Annotated in this window: 22 protein-coding genes and 2 pseudogenes; 7 read left to right on the plus strand and 17 right to left on the minus strand. The window is 32.4% G+C overall.

Annotated features, from left to right (window positions below):
• Positions 1–22: 22 nt before the first annotated feature.
• A complete protein-coding gene (locus tag ACM6HU_RS27905; protein WP_088094140.1) occupies positions 23–1,066 on the minus strand; it encodes an ArsR/SmtB family transcription factor in 1,044 nt (347 codons plus the stop codon).
• Positions 1,067–1,494: 428 nt separating this feature from the next.
• Here ACM6HU_RS27905 and ACM6HU_RS27910 point away from each other — a divergent pair, with 428 nt between their 5' ends.
• A complete protein-coding gene (locus tag ACM6HU_RS27910; RefSeq protein WP_016115252.1) occupies positions 1,495–2,085 on the plus strand; it encodes a hypothetical protein in 591 nt (196 codons plus the stop codon).
• Between the two features lie 412 nt (positions 2,086–2,497).
• On the opposite strand, the gene ACM6HU_RS27915 is transcribed toward ACM6HU_RS27910, so the two are convergent.
• From ACM6HU_RS27915 to ACM6HU_RS27935, 5 genes and pseudogenes are all read right to left on the minus strand, one after another.
• Positions 2,498–3,055 (minus strand): S1 RNA-binding domain-containing protein, encoded by a 558-nt coding sequence (locus ACM6HU_RS27915; RefSeq protein WP_016115253.1) that lies wholly within the window; start codon positions 3,053–3,055, stop codon positions 2,498–2,500.
• A 387-nt stretch (positions 3,056–3,442) separates the two neighbouring features.
• On the minus strand, positions 3,443–4,207 hold the full coding sequence (locus tag ACM6HU_RS27920; protein WP_229161723.1) for a glycosyl transferase family 2: 765 nt from the start codon (positions 4,205–4,207) through the stop codon (positions 3,443–3,445).
• A gap of 78 nt (positions 4,208–4,285) precedes the next feature.
• Positions 4,286–5,143 (minus strand): annotated as a pseudogene (locus ACM6HU_RS27925) (glycosyl transferase); the annotation flags it as partial.
• A 285-nt stretch (positions 5,144–5,428) separates the two neighbouring features.
• The gene (locus ACM6HU_RS27930) at positions 5,429–6,673 is read right to left on the minus strand and encodes a nucleotide sugar dehydrogenase (protein ID WP_088094438.1); all 1,245 of its coding nucleotides are present in this window, start codon (positions 6,671–6,673) and stop codon (positions 5,429–5,431) included.
• A gap of 280 nt (positions 6,674–6,953) precedes the next feature.
• Positions 6,954–7,196 carry a hypothetical protein gene (locus tag ACM6HU_RS27935; RefSeq protein ID WP_016115258.1) on the minus strand — a complete coding sequence of 81 codons (243 nt, stop codon included), beginning with the start codon at positions 7,194–7,196 and terminating at the stop codon, positions 6,954–6,956.
• A 217-nt stretch (positions 7,197–7,413) separates the two neighbouring features.
• On the opposite strand from ACM6HU_RS27935, the gene ACM6HU_RS27940 reads away from it, so the two are divergent.
• Positions 7,414–8,949, plus strand: coding sequence for a glycosyltransferase family 2 protein (locus tag ACM6HU_RS27940; RefSeq protein WP_016115259.1), 1,536 nt, complete (start codon positions 7,414–7,416; stop codon positions 8,947–8,949).
• A 39-nt stretch (positions 8,950–8,988) separates the two neighbouring features.
• Positions 8,989–9,183 (plus strand): hypothetical protein, encoded by a 195-nt coding sequence (locus ACM6HU_RS27945; RefSeq protein ID WP_229161725.1) that lies wholly within the window; start codon positions 8,989–8,991, stop codon positions 9,181–9,183.
• On the opposite strand, the pseudogene ACM6HU_RS27950 reads toward ACM6HU_RS27945, so the two are convergent.
• The 6 genes and pseudogenes from ACM6HU_RS27950 to ACM6HU_RS27975 all read right to left on the minus strand — a co-directional run.
• Positions 9,175–9,399 (minus strand): annotated as a pseudogene (locus ACM6HU_RS27950) (hypothetical protein); the annotation flags it as partial. The gene ACM6HU_RS27945 and the pseudogene ACM6HU_RS27950 sit on opposite strands and share 9 nt — an antisense overlap.
• Positions 9,400–9,402: 3 nt before the next feature.
• Positions 9,403–10,320: a phosphotransferase enzyme family protein gene (locus ACM6HU_RS27955; protein ID WP_016115261.1), complete on the minus strand. Its 918-nt coding sequence runs from the start codon at positions 10,318–10,320 to the stop codon at positions 9,403–9,405.
• A 162-nt stretch (positions 10,321–10,482) separates the two neighbouring features.
• Entirely contained in the window at positions 10,483–10,986 is a 504-nt protein-coding gene (locus ACM6HU_RS27960; RefSeq protein WP_016115262.1) for a GNAT family N-acetyltransferase, read from the minus strand.
• Between the two features lie 210 nt (positions 10,987–11,196).
• Entirely contained in the window at positions 11,197–11,781 is a 585-nt protein-coding gene (locus tag ACM6HU_RS27965; protein ID WP_016115263.1) for a kinase, read from the minus strand.
• The gene (locus tag ACM6HU_RS27970) at positions 11,781–12,323 is read right to left on the minus strand and encodes a GNAT family N-acetyltransferase (protein ID WP_016115264.1); all 543 of its coding nucleotides are present in this window, start codon (positions 12,321–12,323) and stop codon (positions 11,781–11,783) included. The genes ACM6HU_RS27965 and ACM6HU_RS27970 overlap by 1 nt, the downstream gene beginning before the upstream one ends.
• Positions 12,324–12,337: 14 nt before the next feature.
• Positions 12,338–12,721 carry a VOC family protein gene (locus ACM6HU_RS27975; RefSeq protein WP_016115265.1) on the minus strand — a complete coding sequence of 128 codons (384 nt, stop codon included), beginning with the start codon at positions 12,719–12,721 and terminating at the stop codon, positions 12,338–12,340.
• A gap of 335 nt (positions 12,722–13,056) precedes the next feature.
• Here ACM6HU_RS27975 and ACM6HU_RS27980 point away from each other — a divergent pair, with 335 nt between their 5' ends.
• Positions 13,057–13,302, plus strand: coding sequence for a hypothetical protein (locus ACM6HU_RS27980; RefSeq protein WP_003198313.1), 246 nt, complete (start codon positions 13,057–13,059; stop codon positions 13,300–13,302).
• 78 nt (positions 13,303–13,380) lie between these two features.
• Here ACM6HU_RS27980 and ACM6HU_RS27985 read toward each other — a convergent pair whose 3' ends face one another.
• The 3 genes from ACM6HU_RS27985 to ACM6HU_RS27995 all read right to left on the minus strand — a co-directional run bounded on the left by ACM6HU_RS27985 (position 13,381) and on the right by ACM6HU_RS27995 (position 16,008).
• A complete protein-coding gene (locus ACM6HU_RS27985; protein WP_414848561.1) occupies positions 13,381–14,766 on the minus strand; it encodes a vWA domain-containing protein in 1,386 nt (461 codons plus the stop codon).
• 380 nt (positions 14,767–15,146) lie between these two features.
• Positions 15,147–15,683 (minus strand): DUF2812 domain-containing protein, encoded by a 537-nt coding sequence (locus tag ACM6HU_RS27990; RefSeq protein ID WP_088094441.1) that lies wholly within the window; start codon positions 15,681–15,683, stop codon positions 15,147–15,149.
• A gap of 7 nt (positions 15,684–15,690) precedes the next feature.
• On the minus strand, positions 15,691–16,008 hold the full coding sequence (locus ACM6HU_RS27995; RefSeq protein WP_016115268.1) for a PadR family transcriptional regulator: 318 nt from the start codon (positions 16,006–16,008) through the stop codon (positions 15,691–15,693).
• 215 nt (positions 16,009–16,223) lie between these two features.
• Here ACM6HU_RS27995 and ACM6HU_RS28000 point away from each other — a divergent pair, with 215 nt between their 5' ends.
• From ACM6HU_RS28000 to ACM6HU_RS28010, 3 genes are read left to right on the plus strand one after another with little or no spacing between them, the layout of a single operon-like run.
• Complete coding sequence (locus ACM6HU_RS28000; RefSeq protein ID WP_016115269.1) at positions 16,224–17,153, plus strand: AAA family ATPase; 930 nt, start codon at positions 16,224–16,226, stop codon at positions 17,151–17,153.
• Positions 17,150–18,313, plus strand: coding sequence for a DUF58 domain-containing protein (locus tag ACM6HU_RS28005; protein ID WP_016115270.1), 1,164 nt, complete (start codon positions 17,150–17,152; stop codon positions 18,311–18,313). The genes ACM6HU_RS28000 and ACM6HU_RS28005 overlap by 4 nt, the downstream gene beginning before the upstream one ends.
• Positions 18,288–19,391, plus strand: coding sequence for a DUF4018 domain-containing protein (locus tag ACM6HU_RS28010; protein ID WP_016115271.1), 1,104 nt, complete (start codon positions 18,288–18,290; stop codon positions 19,389–19,391). The genes ACM6HU_RS28005 and ACM6HU_RS28010 overlap by 26 nt, the downstream gene beginning before the upstream one ends.
• A gap of 47 nt (positions 19,392–19,438) precedes the next feature.
• On the opposite strand, the gene ACM6HU_RS28015 is transcribed toward ACM6HU_RS28010, so the two are convergent.
• Together ACM6HU_RS28015 and ACM6HU_RS28020 are read right to left on the minus strand one after the other, a co-directional pair.
• Positions 19,439–19,732 (minus strand): putative quinol monooxygenase, encoded by a 294-nt coding sequence (locus ACM6HU_RS28015; RefSeq protein WP_016115272.1) that lies wholly within the window; start codon positions 19,730–19,732, stop codon positions 19,439–19,441.
• Between the two features lie 38 nt (positions 19,733–19,770).
• Positions 19,771–20,409: a nitroreductase family protein gene (locus ACM6HU_RS28020; RefSeq protein ID WP_016115273.1), complete on the minus strand. Its 639-nt coding sequence runs from the start codon at positions 20,407–20,409 to the stop codon at positions 19,771–19,773.
• Positions 20,410–20,431 lie beyond the last annotated feature (22 nt).

Here is a 20,431-nt window from a genome sequence, read left to right on the forward strand (position 1 = left end):
CTTTGGATGTACAAATTCATAATTAATGATTTAAATAGAATTCCAACTCTTTCGATATAGCCTCTAATGCTTTCTTTTTCAAAATATACTTTGCATCTTGAATATCAACTAACTTCGCAGATCTTAAAATTTTCAAATGATGATGAATTGTTGACTTCCCAAGATTTAATTGTTCCGTTATCTCCTGCAATGTACGATCTTTTTCAAATAACAATTTTACAATTCTCAATCTTGCTTCATCACCTAAAGCCTTATGTTTATGAACTAAAAAATAACTTGGCTGATATGGATCTTCTGGATGTATACTTTCATTTGCGATTGGATAATGAAATATTTTTGTATCTTCTATATCTGCTTCGATATTCCAAGGTCGATACGTGTATTGCGGGATAAGAAGGACATGATGTACACTTGGCTCTGGAGAATAGGTAACACCGCCTGTTGCCCATTCAACAAATTCTTCGGCCTTCATCTTTTCGTTCATTTTACATTTCGTTTCATAGTCTTGTTTTAGTATAAGTGATAGCTTTTCTGCTTCCGGTTCAATAATAGCTTCATACCAGCCTGTCATCACTGCAATGAAATGCTCTTTAAGCATTTTTATATCCACTTTACAGATGAAATCAATATAAGCAGGGAAAAATGGATTGCTACTTGTTATCTCTTTTAATTCCTGTACTGCCTTCATCTCTCCATTTGCTGCCTTCTTTCTTTTTTCTTGGTATGTATAGCCGATAAATGGAATGCATATATACTTTAAATCTTCTTCTGATAACGTGGTTACATACTGGATAAACTCAGGTAAATTCGTAAAATCTTCTTGATATAATAGTTGTAACAACGCTTTCCACGTGTTATGTTTCTCCACAAAATGTAAATGCTCTATCATTTCCGTTGATAATGACTGTCTTATCTCTTCCCACTCACTTTGAGATTTTTCTAACGTATCAATCAGCCTTTTATGAGTGATCGCCGCAATTCCAAGTGCACATTCGAAAAGTATCGAATACTTTACTTGAACGTTATATGTTTCTCGTTTTCTACTTGTTAAATGTAAGACTTCCATTGTATCCCTCCTTATTTTGTTATTATTTTAAATTCTATAAATATCGAATTTATCCTTTTGTATTTTTAGAATTTTAAACTTTTCAAAAAAGACTCGTAAATAAACATATTGCACATTATATAAAGTGAAACTTTAATCAGTGGGGGTTTTCTTCATCCCCCACTGATTATTAGTTGAACGAATCGGGCTTTTACGGACAGTTCATCTCCCACCTAACTTCTTTGCTTTCGCTGAATTTTGAGGTGGGAGTGTTACTGTCCGTTAATGCGGGATAAAACCAAGAAAAGAATAGATAAGGCAAAAACATTTATGCCCTATCTATCCTTTGTTGCACTACATAGTTAATTTATAATATAATAGAAATACAATAATTCGGAACATTTCCACTAAAATGATATGTTTTTCAGGATGGAAAGGACATACAGAATATGAATAAAAACTTAACAAAAATTACAATAACAAGTGGTCTCATTCTTATTCTCTATCATTTTTTTCAATGGTATTTAGTAGAATTTCTTACGCCATTTGCTATGCCGTTTTTATCGATAGCAATTCACGGATGGTTTTTCGTAATGTTAATCCTTACGATTATACATGTTATCAAATATAAAAGTTGGAAACCTTTTATTATTCAAATAACGATAATAGTTATTTGGCTATGTACACCATTTACACTAATCTATCTAAAACTAGATTTTATATTCTACAAAGAAAACCGTAAAGAAGTTGTAGAACTTATAAATCGCAAAGAGTTAACTCCTAATATTAATCATGATAGTAGACAAATTCATTTACCTGAACGATTTGCAGCTACTTCAAAAGGCGGTGGAGATGTACTTATACAGCATAATAAAAATGGTACCTTAGTTTTCTTCTTTACTTATCGTGGTATATTAGATAACTTTTCAGGGTTTATTTACACACCAAATGATATAAAACCAAACAAAAATGATTTTAATAGCGAATATAAAGAAATCACAAAAATCGAGAAAAATTGGTATTATGTCACGTCGTATTAAAAATGATACAAATATTAGAAATACAAAAAGCTAGCATTTTGCTAGCTTTTTAAGCGTCAAATATTCCCCACCTACTATTTGTAAATAACCCATGAGATAATCTCCTTACATACTACATGTGGAGGTTTTTTTATGAAAAGACACCTATTAAAGAAAGAATGGGAAACTTATATTCAAGACTATAAAAACATAAGGTATCATTTTCATATTTTCTTTAATGGTCGACTTAACAATTAAATCTTGACCTACTATCAAACATGGATACTTTAAAGAATTATTCTTCATGTAAATATGATTCTTGTTTTTTAATATGATTTTTGCATTATAAACAGAAGCTTCTATACATTCTTCTTCATTACGATTATTAAAAGTATCACTTGCATGATCCGTAATAATTATTTTTATTTTTGTGTTAAAGGTAATCACGCGCCTTTCTTTCAATTTCCTCAACCAATTTAATTGATAGGTCATAATTAAAATCATCTATAACCTTACTCATGGCCATTACAAATGGTACAATTCCCTGCTCCTTAATAAAGTTTTCAATTCTCTTCTCAGTATCCTTTGAAATAATACCAACTCTTTGTGCAATTCTATCTTTAATCTCTTGTATATCTGTTTTATCGTGTATTTCTTCTGAGTATTTTCGTTCTAATTTTAAATGTAGGGTTGAGAATGACAGACTTTCATGAGTAACATCAATTATTTTAACGTCTTCAATTATATCTCCAATTTGCAAAAAATCCTCAATACGTTTAACAAACATGTTTTGCAACTTTTTTATATGCAATAAACCTCTACCCTTGTTTTCATCCTGGATCTGTACAAAAACACCATATTTCACTACATTTTCTACCTTTACTGTAACGATCGTATTTTTCTTATACAATTCATTGTACGGTTTGTGCAACATAGTTGTTTCATTTATATACCTAGCAATATTTTTATCTAGCGCACTCTCATTTGACACATATCCTCACTCCTTTATTGGACCTATAGATACATATTTATTATCATTTTTTTCTACACTTCTTTTTAATCCTTTAAAAGGATACTTAATTAATAATGGGTAACTGTTACCAATTGTGCAAATTCCTCTTCTTCATATACCAAGATTTTATAGGTAATAAACAAATAAGAAACAAAGTTGATATAAAAAAATTACGTAATTCCACACTTCTATAAAAATGTTTTAAAAAATACTACCTCCAATTTGGAGATAGTATTTTTTATTATTCTTGAAAACGAAAGATAGCTTTTCATTCTCCTGCTTGTCTAAATTTCCTTCTTTAAATGAGTTTAGATTATACTTCTTTTCAAAATAACAAATAAAATATTATACAAATTGTAGTTACTATTATTGTTTTATTAAATTTATATAACGGAGAATTTTATTTTTCTCTAATGGAATATGACCCGAACGTTTATCAAAATACAAATCTATTTTTACTGGGTTTACATGGTAATTTTCATCTATTTGTTGTAATCCATCAACAAAGGGCTCTAGATGATTCTTCATATCAAATTCTGCGGCTATATTTTGTAAATAATAAATGCGTGGTACATGTTTTATTTGATTATAAAATGCTATAACATTTATTCTTTCAGCAAATAAGTGGTTAATCTCCTCCAAAGACAGATTGGGATAAGAAATATTAAATACCTGTTTGAGGGGATCTATATACCAGTTTGTTAAGATGGTTTGAGGATTATTTACTAATGCACAGGACTCTTTTATATACCCTGCTAATATTAAAGACATGAAGCCCCCTCCGGAGCTTCCGTAAAACAGTATATTTTCATTTGCTACATTCAGCTTTTGTATTAATTTCTCTAAAATGATGGCTATTTCTTTCAAGTAGAATCGCTCAATAGTTCCTTGTCCCCATCCTAAATTAATATTACCTAAATAAAGAGTAGGATCATTATAAAAAATTAAAGAATCATCGAATTCTTCCATCCATGTGTACCTCTGAAAGATAGGTGGATGCTGATTTTCACTTGCCCCCGATCCTAATATAATGACATTTGGTGACTTTTGTTTAATACGAATTAAAAATTCATAACTTACTTCATCCCATTGAACATTTAAAAGAAATGGTTCTGATGTAATAATAGACATTTCTTCAATTTGGTTGAATCTAATATCTATCCTCTTAAATTGCTTAAGCGATTTAACCACCTCCTATGATTTAATTCCTTCCATATTTTTATTGGGTTTTATCTTATTTATATATCCAATTGTTTCATTTTTCCCGACAGCTGCATGACCTGCCTTTTTGTCATAATATAAATCTATTTGAATTGTATTTACAGCTAGATTTTCATCCATCTCTTTCAATTGAGAAATAAAAGGCATTAAATGATTCTTTACATCAAACTCGAACGCAACATTTTGTAAAAAATATATATTTGGTACATATTTAATTTTTTTATAAAAATCTATAACATTAATTCGGTACCCAAAATGTTTTTCAATGTACTCCCTAGAATAACCTGGGTAAGACAAGCTAAACACTTGATTTACTGGTACCGGTATCCAATTAGTTAAAATTGTTTGTGGATTATTAACTAACGCTGTCGAGCCTTTTACATATCCTGCTAGTATTAAAGACATGAAGCCCCCACCTGAGCTCCCGTAAAATAATACATTTTTCTGATTGAATTTTAATTTTTTAAATATTTTCATTAGTATTATTGCAATATCCTTTAGGTAGAATCTATCTATCGTCCCCTGTCCCCAACCTAAAGATATTTCTCCAAGATATAAAGTTGGATCATTATAATAAATCACAGTATCTTCAAACTCTACCATCCAAGAATGCCTGTGAAAAATGGGTGGACCAATTGATTCTTCTTGAAATCCTCCTGCTCCTGAACCAAATACAAGAACATTAGAAGCATTGGGTTTAATTCGAATTAAAAATTCATAACACACATTATTCCATTCGATATGCAATATAAAGGGCTCTATCCTATTCAGTGAGATTTTATCTAATTCATCATATGAAATTTTTATTTTTTTATATTGACTTAGCAACAATATCCACCTCTCCAAATTTGTCTAATTTATTCTTTTTGAACTTGAAATAAATGCGAAAATCCCTCAAGATGGTCACCCAAAATAAGTGAAGTGGTTGGTGTAACACTGGGACACAATAATGTTTCCCAACCAACATCATTATGAAGTTTACGTTTAATAAATAAGTACCATTTTCATACTTATAGATATATAAATAATATTCCCCTGGTTTTCCCACATATTTCCCTCTTATGACATTACCATCATTTTGTCCATATGCTACGTAGTTTCGTAGATTCAATCCTTTCAAACAGTATTTACTTATACACTTGCTTTCTTCATAATTCCGCGTGTATCTATAATATGATTTATTGATTTTAGAATTTCCCAATCAATAGTGGAATGATCGGTTAAAATTAATACAGAATCCGCTTGTTTTACTGTTATCTCTTCCAAAGGAATCGAATGATAAATTCTGTTCCCGATTTTCACATTAGAAATATACGGGTCGTGATATTGGATACTAAACCCTTCTTCCACTAAAAGTTGCATAATTTTAAGAGCAGGAGATTCCCTCAAATCATTTACATCCTTCTTATAAGCAATTCCAACAACTAAAATATTTCCTGAAGGTTTGGTTGCTTCTTTTACTTGCTTTACAACTTCTATTGGCATCTCTTCATTAATTAAATGAGCTGCTTCAATTAATTGACTTTTTAAACCATATTGTTTCATTTTCCATTGAAAATAAATTGGGTCGACAGGGATACAATGTCCACCGATTCCTGGCCCTGGCCAATATGGGGTATACCCAAATGGTTTCGTTGCTGCTGCTTCTAACACTTCATAAAAATCAATGTTTGTTTTTTTGCATAATATATTTAATTCATTTACTAAAGAAATATTAACTAAACGCTGAATATTTTCAAAAAGCTTACACATCTCAGCAACCTTTGGTGAACTAACAGGGACAATCGTATCAAAGACGGAGCTATATAATTGTTGCACTTTTTGCTTACACATCTCCGTTTGACCACTAATGACTTTTGGAATAGATTGTACTGTGTACTGTTGATTGGATGGATCAATTCGTTCAGGAGAGTATCCAATGTAGAAGTCTTTTCCAACCTTATTACCTGTTTCAGCAATGATTGGAATTATCGCTTCTTCTAATGTACCTGGATAGGTGGAACTTTCAAAAATGAAGGTTTGTCCTTTTTGAAGATTTTGCTTAATATAGTGTGATACAGATAAAAGCGCACTTAAATCAGGTTCATTTCTTGAATCAAGAGGAGTTGGAACGGTTACAATCACATAATTACTATTTTGAAAATCTTTTATCCCTTCACTAGGAGTGTGTACAATCAGTTTTTTATTTTCTAATAATTGCTGCAATTCTATTGAAGAGACATCTGAAATATAACTCTCCCCTTTTTTGAGCATTTCAATTTTTTTTTTATCTTTATCAAGTCCGATTATCATATATCCTCGTTTGGCAAAATGGATTGCTAAAGGGAGCCCTACATAACCTAACCCAATAATTGTGATGATACTTCGATCATTCATTTTTATTCCCGTCTTCCTTTCTCAAATAATATTTTATTTTTTTGTATTCTTCATAGATTATACAAGTGTCAAATTAATAGAGGCTGTTCAAAAGCAATAAACTGGGAATATACCTTGATTTTATCCGAATCTCTCCCTATACAAACCTTTGTCTATTCGCTGCAACTATTTGTGAAATTTGCTTACATAGATATTAATTTATTGTTTGTATTAATCTTTTGAATCAGCCTCTGATTTCCTTACATATACATCTAATTCATGTTCAATAAAGATGCCCTATTTAAGAAGTATGAAAAGAAAGGCTTGTTAATAGGGTAGAAACACTTAGATCATCATTTAATGTGATAGAGAAACATGCGACTAATGGTAACGTAATTACAATTGCTCCATCAGGCGTTATTTCAATGGTAGGGCTTGTCCCACATACATCACCACAATTCACATTTGTTACTACACCATTTCCTGGAGTAATTACAATCTTAAGACATATATTAAAACAAAGATTGTTCGTAGTACACGCCATATCTATTCCCCCCTTTCTAATTAATACAATATGCATTAGCCAAAAGGAGGGAACGGTATATACGGATATTAAGTTGCGGAGATTCTTTAATTCATTCAAAAACTATTATTCAGCCTAAATATCTATTCCTATTTAAATAACCCTAACCAACTATCTTAATATTACATAAACTATGTATATCGAAGGATAATATTAAAATTTAATAAGGAGCATGAATATGAACAAAAAAACTGTTTCGATTATTATTCCTGTTTACAATGAGGAAAAAACATTATCTAGTGTTTTAGAATCATGTCAACAATTGAATCCTATGGAAATTATTGCTGTTGCTAACGGATGTACAGATCGTTCTATAGAGATTGCTAAAAATCATAATTGTAAAGTCCTTATATATAAAGAACGATTAGGGCACAATGTTGGCCGAGCTATAGGAGCGAAAGAAGCAAAAGGCGACATCTTACTATTCATCGATGCCGATTTTACTATTTCTTCTTCCACATTAAATCAATTTCTTGAACCTTTAGTAGAAGGAACTGCAGATGTTGTATTAAATAACTTAGATTATATTTTTAAAAAAGTGTACCCTCCTCACTCAATCACAATTTGGAAACAAGTTATGAATCACTTCTTACATTGTCCTAATTTAAATTCAGATTCACTTGTTGCTGTGCCTCATGCTATGACAAAGGAAGTCATCAAAAAAATTCATTCTGATAGTTTAAAAAATCCGATTTATGCACAATTAAAAATTATTCAACATCAATTCCGCATCTCTCGTCATATGTCAATTGATGTAGTAACTATTAATCGAGTTCACCCCAAACAACATAAAAATACCCCTACAACTCTTTCCATTAGTGAAAAAAGAATTATCGGGAATCATATTGAAACAATTGCAGATTGGATACATGAGACTAACGACTCAAGGCTAAATTATTCTGATGAAAATAGAAGAAGAGATATCATTGAGAATTTAAAATCAAACAAACTAGAACCTATGCCGAAAATCATTACTGGTTGGGGAAAGCACTCTAATATTTATGCAGGAAAACAATTATCAGTTATCATCCCTGCCTATAATGAAGATAGAACGATTGAAGCCGTAATTCAGGAGGTACGAAAACTAGAACCCTTAGAAATCATCGTAGTAGTTAATGGAACGACAGATCATACAGAAGAAATTGTAAAAAAGAGCGGAGCAACTGTCATTGTTTATGATGAAAAACTTGGAAATGATACAGGACGGGCTATAGGGGCATATTTCGCAAAAGGTGATATTTTACTTTTTATTGATGGTGATATTATTATTCCTTCGCAAGATCTACTACCATTTGTCCACGCGATTCAAAATGGTACAGACCTAGCATTAAATAATTTAGAATATCTTATGAAACGTGCTCCAGTCTATATTGTGACAGCCTGTAAATATGCTGTTAACCTGGCATGTGACCGAAAAGATTTAGGGGTTGGTTCACCAGTTGCAATCCCTCATGCTTTTAGCCGAAAATGTATTGATGAAATTGGATTTGATGTACTTGTTTCCCCCGTCATTGCGCAAGTAAAAACAATTCTATCGGGTTTAAACATTCAAAATGTCCATTCTGTTGAGGTAGATAAAATGAATCGTATACGACCAGAAAAACATTTCGCTAAAAAAGGAGAACTTTCTTCAGCAACAAAACAAATTATCGGCGACCATATAGAAGGTATCTCTTACCTAATCAAACAGAAAGGAAAAAGAGGATTATTTTAGCTAACAACAATTTAAATTGGTCTATGTATGTTCATTCACGTGCAAAAAGAAAGAATTAAAATAATAGACTCTTTAAGAGGCTTTAGTTTATTAGGAATTTTATTAGCTAATGCTGTGATTTATGGTTATGGTCTTTTAGATAAGAGCGATTTAACCAATGATAAAAGTAAACGTAAAGTAACTCCAAAATATACAATAAAAATTGATTTTGGAGTTGCTTTTTGTTTACGCTAATACACATTCGTCATAAATTAAACTAATATGCAATTGCTTTAAAGGCTCTATTTGGTTTTGTTCAAGGTACAAAACCAAGTCATTATAAAGCTGTTGTCCATACTCATCGACAGAACGTTCTAATGAGAAGCCACCTGCTAAACTTGTCCACCATACTTCAAAGCCACGAACAATTTCCTTAAATGATTCTTCATTAAACAGATCTGCTTCAAATAGCTACTACTGCCCGTTAATGCGGGATAAAAAAATAGAAAAATCATTTATACCTGCATATGGTACTTGATTCTTGATTTTGTCTTCTAAGCTATGTAAGGTGTATTCTTGCCATTCTTCTAAATTATTCATATCCCATTTTTGTATGAATAATTGATACAAATAAATCTCTCTTATTTTTAAGAAAATAGGAATTTGTATAATTATATCCTTATGAAGCATATTTTCTGTTTTATATCCTGCAAAAAAATTACTCATAAATATATCACAAAAAGAATGTGTATTGCCATTAAAGGAGCTATGTTGCCAATAAGCATGATAGAAAGCTACTGCAATATCTTGAGCATACCAATTAAATGCACAGTCATCAAAGTCAATTGTAGTTATACGACCTTCCTCATTAATAATTAAGTTTCCTTGATGATAGTCATTATGAATAAGTCCGAAAGTATCAGGAGTAATAATATATGAAGTTAGATTGTGTACCAACTTTTCATATTTCTCCTTAATCCATGGATCTAACTTTCTTCTAATATCAAAGACATCAGGACTTTCCACTTTCCATTCAGGACGTTGTATTGTTTGTAATTTAAAACCTTTGGATAGTGCATGCATTCTCCCTAAATTTTTACCGAGTTTTTTAAAAATCTTTTCATTCCAGTGGGATTTATTTGTAACATCAATTTGATCACCCTTAATAAATTCAAAATATGTTTTAACCCGTTCGTCCTCACACTCTAAAGGAATTACTGACTTAGGTACATGTACACCTTTTTCATATAAAAAGTTCATCCACTCTATTTCTTGTAAAACCATCTCCTTTGTTTTACTCTTATCAGAAATTCTAACTACCCTTTCTTTCTCTTTAATATAAAAAACGTCGTTATTAAATCCTCCATTCAACCTAACACGATTTTCTAGCATCCTGCTTTCCCCTTACACTCTCAATTTACAAGAACACTTTTATTTAAACGGTAGCATTGTAACTTCTTTGTCTCTTCATTTACTAACCTGCATCGTTAGTTTAATAGCACAACTTCTAAAATAAACCTATTTTTAAAAATGAATGTTTAGAAAAATTTCGTTTTACATACATTTCAAAATCTTAGACATATAATAACTATCAACTAAGTTTCCATCAATAATACAAGAAGCTTTTTTTATTCCCTCAATCTCATAACCTAGTTTTTTATATAAAGAAATTGCTGATGTATTATTTATCCTTACCGTCAACTCTAATCTAATTACATCAATCGCTTTTGCCCAATTTTCAAGTTCTTTAAATAACTGGGTTCCAATTCCTTTTCCGTTATTTTCATTTGTTACACCAGCAACAATATAAACACTATGTCTAGTTCTTTTTGGTTTACTACCAATTGCCATCAAATATCCTACTAATTTACCTTCAATCTCAGCAACAAAAATAGCTGAATTTGAAGATTGAGTTATTTTTTTGATCGTATTTTGTTGCTGTTCTATAGTAGTAGTTCTTTCCCCTTCCTCAAATAACATAAATTCCGTTTCTTCATCAATCTTTTTACATAATTCTAAAAAGGGTTCTGCATCTTTTTCCATAATCAATCGAATCATGTTATATAAACCTCACTTTAACTAATTTGCCATAGCAATAAATAATTCGACATATTTAATCCTTATTTATAGGTAGAAAAACAAAAAACACTAGAATTAACCTAATGTTTTTTGTTACTTTAAAAATTCTAATCCTCCAAAACGAAAGAACTAACATTCTTAAGCTGAAAATGCACTAAATTCTCATTCCTAGGTTGATAAACATTGTCTCTATCCCTTTAAAACTAGATCAGCATTTTGCTGCGGACTTTCCACTTTCAAGTAAAAATCCTCGGCTTTCCAATATCTATGTTCAAACTTTAGGAGATTCTTTTGTGTTTCTTCATTTTCACGAAGAAACCTTTGTTCCCTTGGGTAATCCAAATACACCATATAATCAAAGTATTCTCGCCACTCTTTACGCTGAAGAAACACTCCTTCAATTACGATCACACAAGGATTAGGTATGATTACCTCTCTCATTTCACAGAAATCCGTTTGATGATCATAGAACGGAAGGTTTAGCTGATTTTCCAACCTTAATTTATGAAACAAATGCTGTTGCAACCATTCAACATCCCATTGTAGTTGATAATACTCATACCATTCTTCATGTTTCGTATTATAGCGCTTGCTACGCTCCACAATATGATCATCAATATGAAAAATATGAAATGGAATATCTTTTTGTTTCAATTCGTCTTCTAGCTGCTTGACTAATGTTGTTTTTCCCGAACGACTCAGACCATCTATACCTAGAATAAAACGATTACTTGTATTTTCAGCAATCACTTTTACTAATTCGTTTGAATTCATTATCTTTTCCACTCTTCTTCTAATAATGAATAGATTACAGTATCATGAGCTACACCATTTTGAATCATATATTTTCGAAGTAATCCTTCTTCTTGAAATCCAGCCTTTTTCAGTAATCGATGTGAAGCTTCATTTTCTGTATAAACAACTGCTGCAATCCTTATTAGCTGCAATGTTTCAAATCCATATGTAAGAATTGCCTGTAAAGCCTCAGATGCATACCCTTTTCCCCAATATGTATCATCTAATTCATAGCCAATTTCGGCTCTCTTATGATTTGGATTGATTAAATGAAATCCGCATGTACCAATTAATTGATTTGTTCCTTTTAGCTCTATCCCCCAGCGTAAAACATTTCCCTCTTCATACCTTTTTCTAAAAGTTTGAATCGTATTTTTCACTTGTTCCATATTTTGAAAAGAGTCCATACCAAAGTAACGGATAACAGACTCCTTCTCAAAATAATAAAACATTGTTTCAGCGTCTAATAATGTTAATTCCCGTAATTTTAAACGCTCAGTTTCTAAGATTGGAAATCCCATTCTCTTTTCTCCCTCTACTCTAATGAGTTACAAATTTCTATGTAATTACCATCTGGATCAGACACATAAGCAATGGTTTGCCCCCATGGTTTCGTTATTGGCTCCACTAATACCTTTACACCTTTTTCTCTTAATCCTGAAATCGTTTCGTTAACATCCTCCACAACAAATCCAATTTCAAAATTAGAGGATTCTGATTCACCCTTTGGAATTGATAATCCCGTTAACTCTCGTACATCCTCTCTACTATTCATCGCTAAAATTGTTGCTCCGGTATCAAACTCAATGTATGTACCATGTTCGCCTTTTATCGGTAAGCATAAAAGATTTTTATAAAACCGAAGACATTCTTCATATCGCTCCACATATAAAATGACATATTTCATTTTTAAGTTCATTGTAATCCCCCTTTCAAATTCTCTTCTAAAAATTCGACAAAGGACGTAGAAAACCTTGTTTATATGACAGTATTCATAATTATAAACAAAAAAAAGAAGACCGATTTCTCGGTCTCAAACATATTGGCATAAAACAGGAGATTGGTTTGGACATAACCAGTTCATACTTTTATTGTATTTTATCTTTTCTGAATTTTAAATATAATAATCGACGATTTATGTTGAGAAACTTTTTTTACAAGGATGGTTAAATATAACTGCTTGTACATCAATAACTTTTGCTTTTGAATAAATTTCTTCATATAAAGAGATGCTAAAAATGGAGGTGTATACATATGGAACCAATGCTTTGCCCAAGTTGTAAAACAAATCGCACTCGCTTTAATATTCTTGAGCAGCAAATAAAACCAGTAAAGTTAAATCCACAAACTGGTCAAATTGAAGAAGAATATACAAACGAAACAATGAATGCTTTTCATATGGCATATCAAGGACCTTCCTATCGTGTCCAATGTGCAGTATGCGGGCTTGTTGAAAACCCAGAACAATTTATTAAACCTGCGCAAAACCAATCATTCTAACACTTGGAAACTTGATTCATATTTCCTAATCCAAAAGGTAACATAAAATCCCTCATTACCTTTTGGATTATCTATCAATTACTCGCTTTTAATCGACCTACTCATCTCTTCATAATGTTTTTTTATTTTTTCTTGGAATTGACTATATGCCATTTCCACTTGTTTCTCCTGCTTCTTAGTTAAATCGTTTATCCTTTTCTCTATTTCATCAGCTAACTGTTGACTCATTTTTTCGTCTTTATATAGGATTGTAACTGTATACTTCATAGCAATCTGAACGCTTCTTATATTTTCTTTCGTTTTCCGTTCATATTCATCAAGTTTCATTTTATCACTGATGCTAGCCATATTTAAATCTACTTGAGCTCCACCAGCCTTTAATCTACGACTCGTAATATCTTTTCCTGTTTCTTCAAACTGATCTTGTAACTCTTTTGCATTATTTGCTAGTACGTATTTCCCCTTACTTACTTCCGCGATCTCTTTGAGCTGTTTTTCCGCTTCATGATCTACTTGAAATCCAATAATATTCATAATAGGTTTTATGTTTGAATTTGAAATTTTTTTTGCCTCTTCAACCGAGTTTCCTCCACATGTTTCTACTCCATCACTTACAACATACATTATATTTTTATCGTCTGTTTTTGCAGATTGAAACGTTTCTGTCGATTTTTTAATTGCTTCAGCAAGCGGTGTCCATCCTACGGGTTGAAACCCATCTAATGATTGACGAAACGTCGTTTGATCATACTTTTGTAATGTATATACATTTTCAATCGCTCCGCATGAAGCCGCTTTATCCTTTTCCTCATTTGATCCTTTATGTCCATATACTCGTAACGAAACATTAACTGTCTCTGGTAAACCGGAAACAAACTGCTGAATTGCCTCTTTTGCAATATCCATCTTCATTTTCCCATCAACTTTACCAGCCATACTACCACTAGCATCTAATAGTATTTCAATGTTATAGTTTCCACTATTCTCTTTATTTTCTTGCTCCCCCTTCGTACCAGTACTGCTCTTTTCTTTCTCCTCAAATCCACCTATCTCTAAAATTTGTAACGGTATTTTATCAAGTGGTGTAATATCCTGCTTTAACAAGCTATACATCGTATGTACATATAATTCTGCTTGCTCACTATTAGATTTATTCTTCAAATCGACAGATTTTATATTCGATTCCGTATCACGAGCCACCTCTTTCATAATAGGTTCCGATTCTTTCGATATGTCTAATAGCCCCACTTTATACTTTCCGTTATATTTTCCATTCGGATATTTCGCCATATCTTCAAATGTAACAGGAATAGAATGAACAACCTGTTTTTCATTATTTCTTTTCTTATTTTCTTTCTGACTTACATTCTTGTTCTCTGTTTTCGTTGTTTCTGTTTGTGTACTACAAGCATTGCAAAAAATAAAAATGATACATATCAATGTCAGTTTATAAAGTCTTTTCACATTTCTTCCCCCAATCATATTCACATACAACAAATCCCATTTACGTATAATTATAACAGAATAATCTTTCATTTCAGAAAAATCATTCAAAAACTACATATACTCCTATAAAAGTTCCTTAAAAAATCTTTCTTAAACCAATAAAAAACGCCACTTGTTTTCCAAGCAACGTTTTTTTCATTCTCCATATATTCTTAAAACTCACTGTAAAGTTACTTTCCCCTTTAATACAAATAATCGAACGAGTACAAGTAAATCAATTGTTATATGTAGTAGCATGGATGGATAAATAGATCCTATGGTCACATACAATCGTGAGGAACTGTTCGAAGTAACACTCAGTGAGATGCAACTGTACTATTGTTTTAGAACCGAGTCATTCACAAAACCTCTTTTTTCAATTTTCGTATCTTCCAAAATAACCTTACAAATACATATACATTTATAAATCCGCAAAGCCCCAGCACAAGTTTTATCCAAACGGGACTATTGGCTTCTGAAGGTCCTAAGTAATTCAAATACATCCCTAGCATCTCAATGACAAAGATAATCGCAAAAAATCTCATTAAATCCATAAGTTTTTCAATCTTCGTTTCTTTCTCAGAATAAATATCAGGTAATTCATTATCATCATCTACTTCTTTACAAAAATAGTGCCATTTCGTAAAGCTGGTTACATGCTTCCAACCAGACATCTCATATATTTCAATGTATTCTTTTTGATTCATTTGTGAGTTTCGATTATCCAGTTTGAAATCGGCTTTATAAACAACATCCTTCGGCTCCGTTTTCTTGAATGTGTACATAAAATTGTAGTTTTGGAATGCCCAGCCCTTTTGGTGCATTTTTCTTAAATACGCCTCTTCTTTTTCTAGGTTCCACGCCGCAAAAAATTTTAATGTCTTCTTTATCTCCATACTGTCTTCACTCTCCTAAAATATTTCCCCCATTTTGAACAGAACGTTGTAACCTTTTAAATTCAAGTTCTAACACTTCTCTCCCAAATGGAGTTAACACGTAACATTTCTTTCTCTCTGTAGAGGCTACTTCTACAATCAGTTTTTCTTTCAATAACTTTGTCGTATTCCCATATAACGTACCAGGTCCGAGTTTTACTTCTCCATTCGTCATTTCTTCCACCATTTGCATAATCCCATAGCCATGCAAAGGTTTCACTAATGACAACAAAATATAATAGGTTGCCTCTGTTAATGGAATATATTTCTGCGCTTTCACACTCATTATAACTACCTCCGATACATCGATATATGATATATCGACTAGCGATACATCGTATATCGATATTGTATAGCGTATTCCAAATAAATACAACTAAAAATGAAATTTTTCTTAGGAATTTTATATTTATTCTATACAAAAATATTATTATATTAATTTTCAGAAAAATTTGTTAAAATATAACAATACAATTGCCTACTTTTGAAAGGATGATACATATGATAAATACATTAAAAGAAAATATAAGTTCTGTTTTTGTCGGAAAAGAAAACGTGGTTGATTTACTCCTTGTTTCATTACTTGCGGATGGTCATGTATTGCTTGAGGATGTACCTGGTACTGGAAAGACATTACTCGCTAAAACAATTGCAAAAAGTATTGGCGGCGGATTTTCTCGCGTTCAATTCACTCCCGATGTGCTTCCGAGTGACGTGACAGGGATTGAATATTTCAATCCTAAAACGAGTGAATTCGAATTAAGATTTGGGCCAGTCATGACAAATATATTGTTAGCGGATGAAATAAATCGTGCTATGCCTAGAACACAATCTAGTTTATTAGAAGCAATGGAAGAGCGTCAAGTCACACTCGAAAAGCAGTCCACACCTCTTCCTAAACCGTTCTTTGTTATTGCAACGCAAAATCCTATTGAATCACAAGGGACTTTCCCTCTTCCGGATGCACAGCTAGATCGTTTTTTAATGACCATTTCAATTGGCTATCCTTCTCCAGAAGATGAACTAAAAATGATGCGCCGTTTTCGAAATAACAAGCCTTTAGATGCCATTCGTTCCGTTATCACTTTAGAAGAAATTTTACAAGTACAACAAAAAGTAAATGAAATATACGTATCTGAATCGTTAGAGTACTATATCATTCAACTAGCCAACGCTACACGAAATCATGATTATATCGCCAACGGTGTCAGCCCGCGTGCAACACTTGCCTTAGTCAGGGCGATACAAGCATTGGCCTTTTTACATGGTCGTGAATACTGTACGCCTGAAGATATACAATTCTTACTTCCTTACGTATGGAAACATCGTCTCATTTTATCAATGGAGGGTGCGCTGCGAACAACAAAACAGAAGTTAATTGAAAGTATTTTAACTGAAGTGGACGTTCCTGTGGAGATCGAGCAATCATGAATTATACACGCATTGTAACTGTTCCATTATTTTTCCAGCATCATATTATTAAATTAACAATTCCAGTTGCTTTATTTCTAGCGTTCTATGTAACAAATTCATATTTAGTTGTCCCATTTTTGTTTTATTATTTATTTGCTTATTTTATTTATCGTTATACAGCATACATAGATAAGCATTTTCAAATTATCGATAAAAAACAAACAACACGCTTATTTCCTGATGAAACAGGCAGTTTATCGATTCATTTACAAAACAAAGCTAAGCTTCCTTTAGTGAATGGTGCTTGCTTTTTACATATCAATCCAACCTTAATACCCAATAAGACAACTGGTGTTGAGCAAATATCTAAAACGTTATTTTCTTTTCGCTTTTCACAGCCTGCAAAGTCAGAACAAAAATGGGAACTATCGTTTACAGCTACAAAGCGTGGTGTTTTTAAAGTTGAGCAATTTGAATGTATTATAGGTGATCCATTTCATATCATTCAAGTTCATCTGCCTACTGTAGATAAATTGAAGACTGAAATTATCGTTTATCCTACTTTAAAGCGTGTTGCAGGGTTACAGGAGATACATCAATTAGCAATCGGTACTTATAAAACAAACTTTTCTTATTTTCATGATGAATCTTCCATTGTTGGTATAAAGAAATATGAGAGGGAATCTTTTCGAAGTATTCATTGGAAAGCATCTGCTAAAATGCAAACTTTACAAGCAAAACAATATGAAGCGATAAAAAATTACAGCTGGACAATTTCTCTTTGCTTAGGAGCAGATCGTGGGTTTGGTTGGAAAGAAAATATCGAGGATCTTATTTCTTACACGACGTATTTATGTCAATTTGCAACAGAGAAAAATATTCCTTTTGAATTATTTGTTAGCATATTCACTGAAGAAGGCCCTTTACATCTCGCATTAAATGATGGTCATGTACAATATGCGAAAGCATTAGAAGAACTTGCCCGAATTTCAGAGGATAGTACTTTACTCCCTCGTGAAAGTTTCCTGCACTATTTGAATAGGAAAAAAGAGCGTTCCTCAATACTATTTTTTGTCGGAATAAGAAAAGCCAATTTACCAAATATGATGCAGCAAACGTATCTCATCACTGATGAAGGGATGGTGGAACAACTTGAAAACATGGCTCCATTACGTTAATGATTTTCTTCTTCTACTCCTTCTTTCTCTATTGACGGAGCAAGGAAGAACACTTCCCATCATCCTATTTTTAGTCATTAGCTTTCTTTGTACGATTCTCATTCATAAAATGAAGACCAATAAACGAAGAGCTTTCATTTTACTATTTATTCTACAAGTTATACTTTGTTACGTATTTTCTATCTTTTCTATCGTTAGCTCTATCTTACTCCCGTTCTTCTTTTACATCGTACATGCACGTGATGACCTAACGGCATACCATAAAATGCTAGGTGCCTTTTTATGGTTCATTGTTTCTTATTTTCTTCATTTAATGAAGTTACCTTCTCTATGGGTACTAGGCTTATTCGCTTTATTTATTCTACTGTCACTTTGGATTACTAGTTATAATAAAGATCAAAAAGCAATTCGTTTTGTATCTATCACAGGAATCGGAACAATCAGTTTTCTGTTCTTCTTATTTATTCCGTATATACGCATCGTACTCTCGTATCTTTTCTACTGGGTATCACTTGGTTTTGGCTATGGTATTGAAGCTTTATTATCTATTACAAATCCAAATGATGCTACAGCTGCCATAGAAAAGTTAGGTGGAACGAGTCCAGAACTTCCAAAGCCCGATCACCCATACGATGCCTTTGTTGCTCAATCCGTTACTGCTTCTATCATTGGAATCATTGCTGCATTTGTAATTTGGAAGCTGTACAAAAAGAGAAAATCCTTTCACCTTGAGAATATATCCCTTTATAACTCTGGTACAGTTATGCAAGAAGAAGGTATATTACAAAAAGCAACTAGAATGACACGCCCACCAACGAACGCCATTCGCAAAGAAATTTTCAAACTAGAAAAGAAATTAAAACCACCTTTAAACAGAAATCGCGGTGAAACGGTTGACGCATGGATGGAGCGAATTCAGACAGAAGAAGATATCTCTATTGAAATTGATACAATTATAAAAGCATACAATACTGTGCGCTACGCTAATCAGGAGAATACTGAACTATTCCGGGAATTTAAAGAAGAAATAAATAAACTTTACGTTTATCAAAAGACTTTAAAAAAGAAGAAAAAATAAAACACCCCCTCGAGGGCTCTATTTTAGAGTAGTCGAGGGGGTATTTATTATTTTACTGGTTGCCCATCATAAACCTTAATATCTAATGGAGCTGTCAAAAATTGATTTGCTTTACTAACAAAAGAAGTAAAATGTTCACTCGTATTGTGGCTAGCAACCGCTTCTGCATCTTGCCAAACTTCTACCATTGTATATACATTTTCTTTTTCAGTATCTTTATATAAATCATATGATACGTTTCCACTTTCTTCTCTTGAACCATGAATCAACGGTTGAATTTCTTCTAAAAATGCTTGTTGTTTTGCTGGATCTACTTGAAATACTGCGTGAATGATAATCATAGTGCTTCCCCTCTCATATTCTACGTATCTTTATAAAATTACTTCCACTCGGCAATTGTATCAATTGGCAGACGAACTGATTTGTATCCACTATCAGCTGCTTTTCCAATTGAAATCAACATAACTGGTACATAGCGGTCTTTATCTAATCCAAATGCTTCAGCAATTTTGTCTTTCTCAAAGCCACCAATTGGACATGTGTCATATCCATGAGCGCGAGCTGCCAGCATAAATTGCATAGCTACAAGACCACCATCAATTAAAACTGTATCTTTCATCACCTCTGGTGAAACCATAGAGAAATAAGCGGAAAGCTTTTGCATTTGATCTTCTTTCACTTCAGCTGGCATAAACCCGTGTTCAACCGCTGTACCATAAATCTCTTCCGCATTATCAAAGTTTTGTAAATCACCAAATACAGCGATCATAGTTGATGATGTTTCTACTTGAAGCTGATTGAATTTAGCAAGCGGCGCAAGTGTCGCTTTTCCTTCCGCACTATCAATAACAAGAAAGCGCCATGGTTGCATATTAACTGAAGATGGTGCAAGTGTTGCTTCAGTCAGAATTTCTGTCATTTCTTCTTTACTAATTTTCACTGATGGATCATATTTACGAATCGAACGACGTCCCGTAAGAATTTCTGTAAAATCATTTGTTTTTGTTATGTTACTCATAGATGTAATCTCCCTTTTTCAG

This window comes from Bacillus sp. IT-79MI2, from assembly GCF_949768135.1.
Taxonomy (GTDB): domain Bacteria; phylum Bacillota; class Bacilli; order Bacillales; family Bacillaceae_G; genus Bacillus_A; species Bacillus_A pseudomycoides.

What these genes read in the sequence shown, in the direction of transcription:
- ACM6HU_RS27905 (WP_088094140.1), bottom strand. Translation starts at nt 1,066, where the DNA reads ATGGAAGTCTTACATTTAACAAGTAGAAAACGAGAAACATATAACGTT.
- ACM6HU_RS27910 (WP_016115252.1), top strand. Translation starts at nt 1,495, where the DNA reads ATGAATAAAAACTTAACAAAAATTACAATAACAAGTGGTCTCATTCTT.
- ACM6HU_RS27920 (WP_229161723.1), bottom strand. Translation starts at nt 4,207, where the DNA reads ATGTCTATTATTACATCAGAACCATTTCTTTTAAATGTTCAATGGGAT.
- ACM6HU_RS27930 (WP_088094438.1), bottom strand. Translation starts at nt 6,673, where the DNA reads ATGAATGATCGAAGTATCATCACAATTATTGGGTTAGGTTATGTAGGG.
- ACM6HU_RS27935 (WP_016115258.1), bottom strand. Translation starts at nt 7,196, where the DNA reads ATGGCGTGTACTACGAACAATCTTTGTTTTAATATATGTCTTAAGATT.
- ACM6HU_RS27940 (WP_016115259.1), top strand. Translation starts at nt 7,414, where the DNA reads ATGAACAAAAAAACTGTTTCGATTATTATTCCTGTTTACAATGAGGAA.
- ACM6HU_RS27955 (WP_016115261.1), bottom strand. Translation starts at nt 10,320, where the DNA reads ATGCTAGAAAATCGTGTTAGGTTGAATGGAGGATTTAATAACGACGTT.
- ACM6HU_RS27960 (WP_016115262.1), bottom strand. Translation starts at nt 10,986, where the DNA reads ATGATTCGATTGATTATGGAAAAAGATGCAGAACCCTTTTTAGAATTA.
- ACM6HU_RS27965 (WP_016115263.1), bottom strand. Translation starts at nt 11,781, where the DNA reads ATGAATTCAAACGAATTAGTAAAAGTGATTGCTGAAAATACAAGTAAT.
- ACM6HU_RS27970 (WP_016115264.1), bottom strand. Translation starts at nt 12,323, where the DNA reads ATGGGATTTCCAATCTTAGAAACTGAGCGTTTAAAATTACGGGAATTA.
- ACM6HU_RS27975 (WP_016115265.1), bottom strand. Translation starts at nt 12,721, where the DNA reads ATGAACTTAAAAATGAAATATGTCATTTTATATGTGGAGCGATATGAA.
- ACM6HU_RS27980 (WP_003198313.1), top strand. Translation starts at nt 13,057, where the DNA reads ATGGAACCAATGCTTTGCCCAAGTTGTAAAACAAATCGCACTCGCTTT.
- ACM6HU_RS27990 (WP_088094441.1), bottom strand. Translation starts at nt 15,683, where the DNA reads ATGGAGATAAAGAAGACATTAAAATTTTTTGCGGCGTGGAACCTAGAA.
- ACM6HU_RS27995 (WP_016115268.1), bottom strand. Translation starts at nt 16,008, where the DNA reads ATGAGTGTGAAAGCGCAGAAATATATTCCATTAACAGAGGCAACCTAT.
- ACM6HU_RS28000 (WP_016115269.1), top strand. Translation starts at nt 16,224, where the DNA reads ATGATAAATACATTAAAAGAAAATATAAGTTCTGTTTTTGTCGGAAAA.
- ACM6HU_RS28005 (WP_016115270.1), top strand. Translation starts at nt 17,150, where the DNA reads ATGAATTATACACGCATTGTAACTGTTCCATTATTTTTCCAGCATCAT.
- ACM6HU_RS28015 (WP_016115272.1), bottom strand. Translation starts at nt 19,732, where the DNA reads ATGATTATCATTCACGCAGTATTTCAAGTAGATCCAGCAAAACAACAA.
- ACM6HU_RS28020 (WP_016115273.1), bottom strand. Translation starts at nt 20,409, where the DNA reads ATGAGTAACATAACAAAAACAAATGATTTTACAGAAATTCTTACGGGA.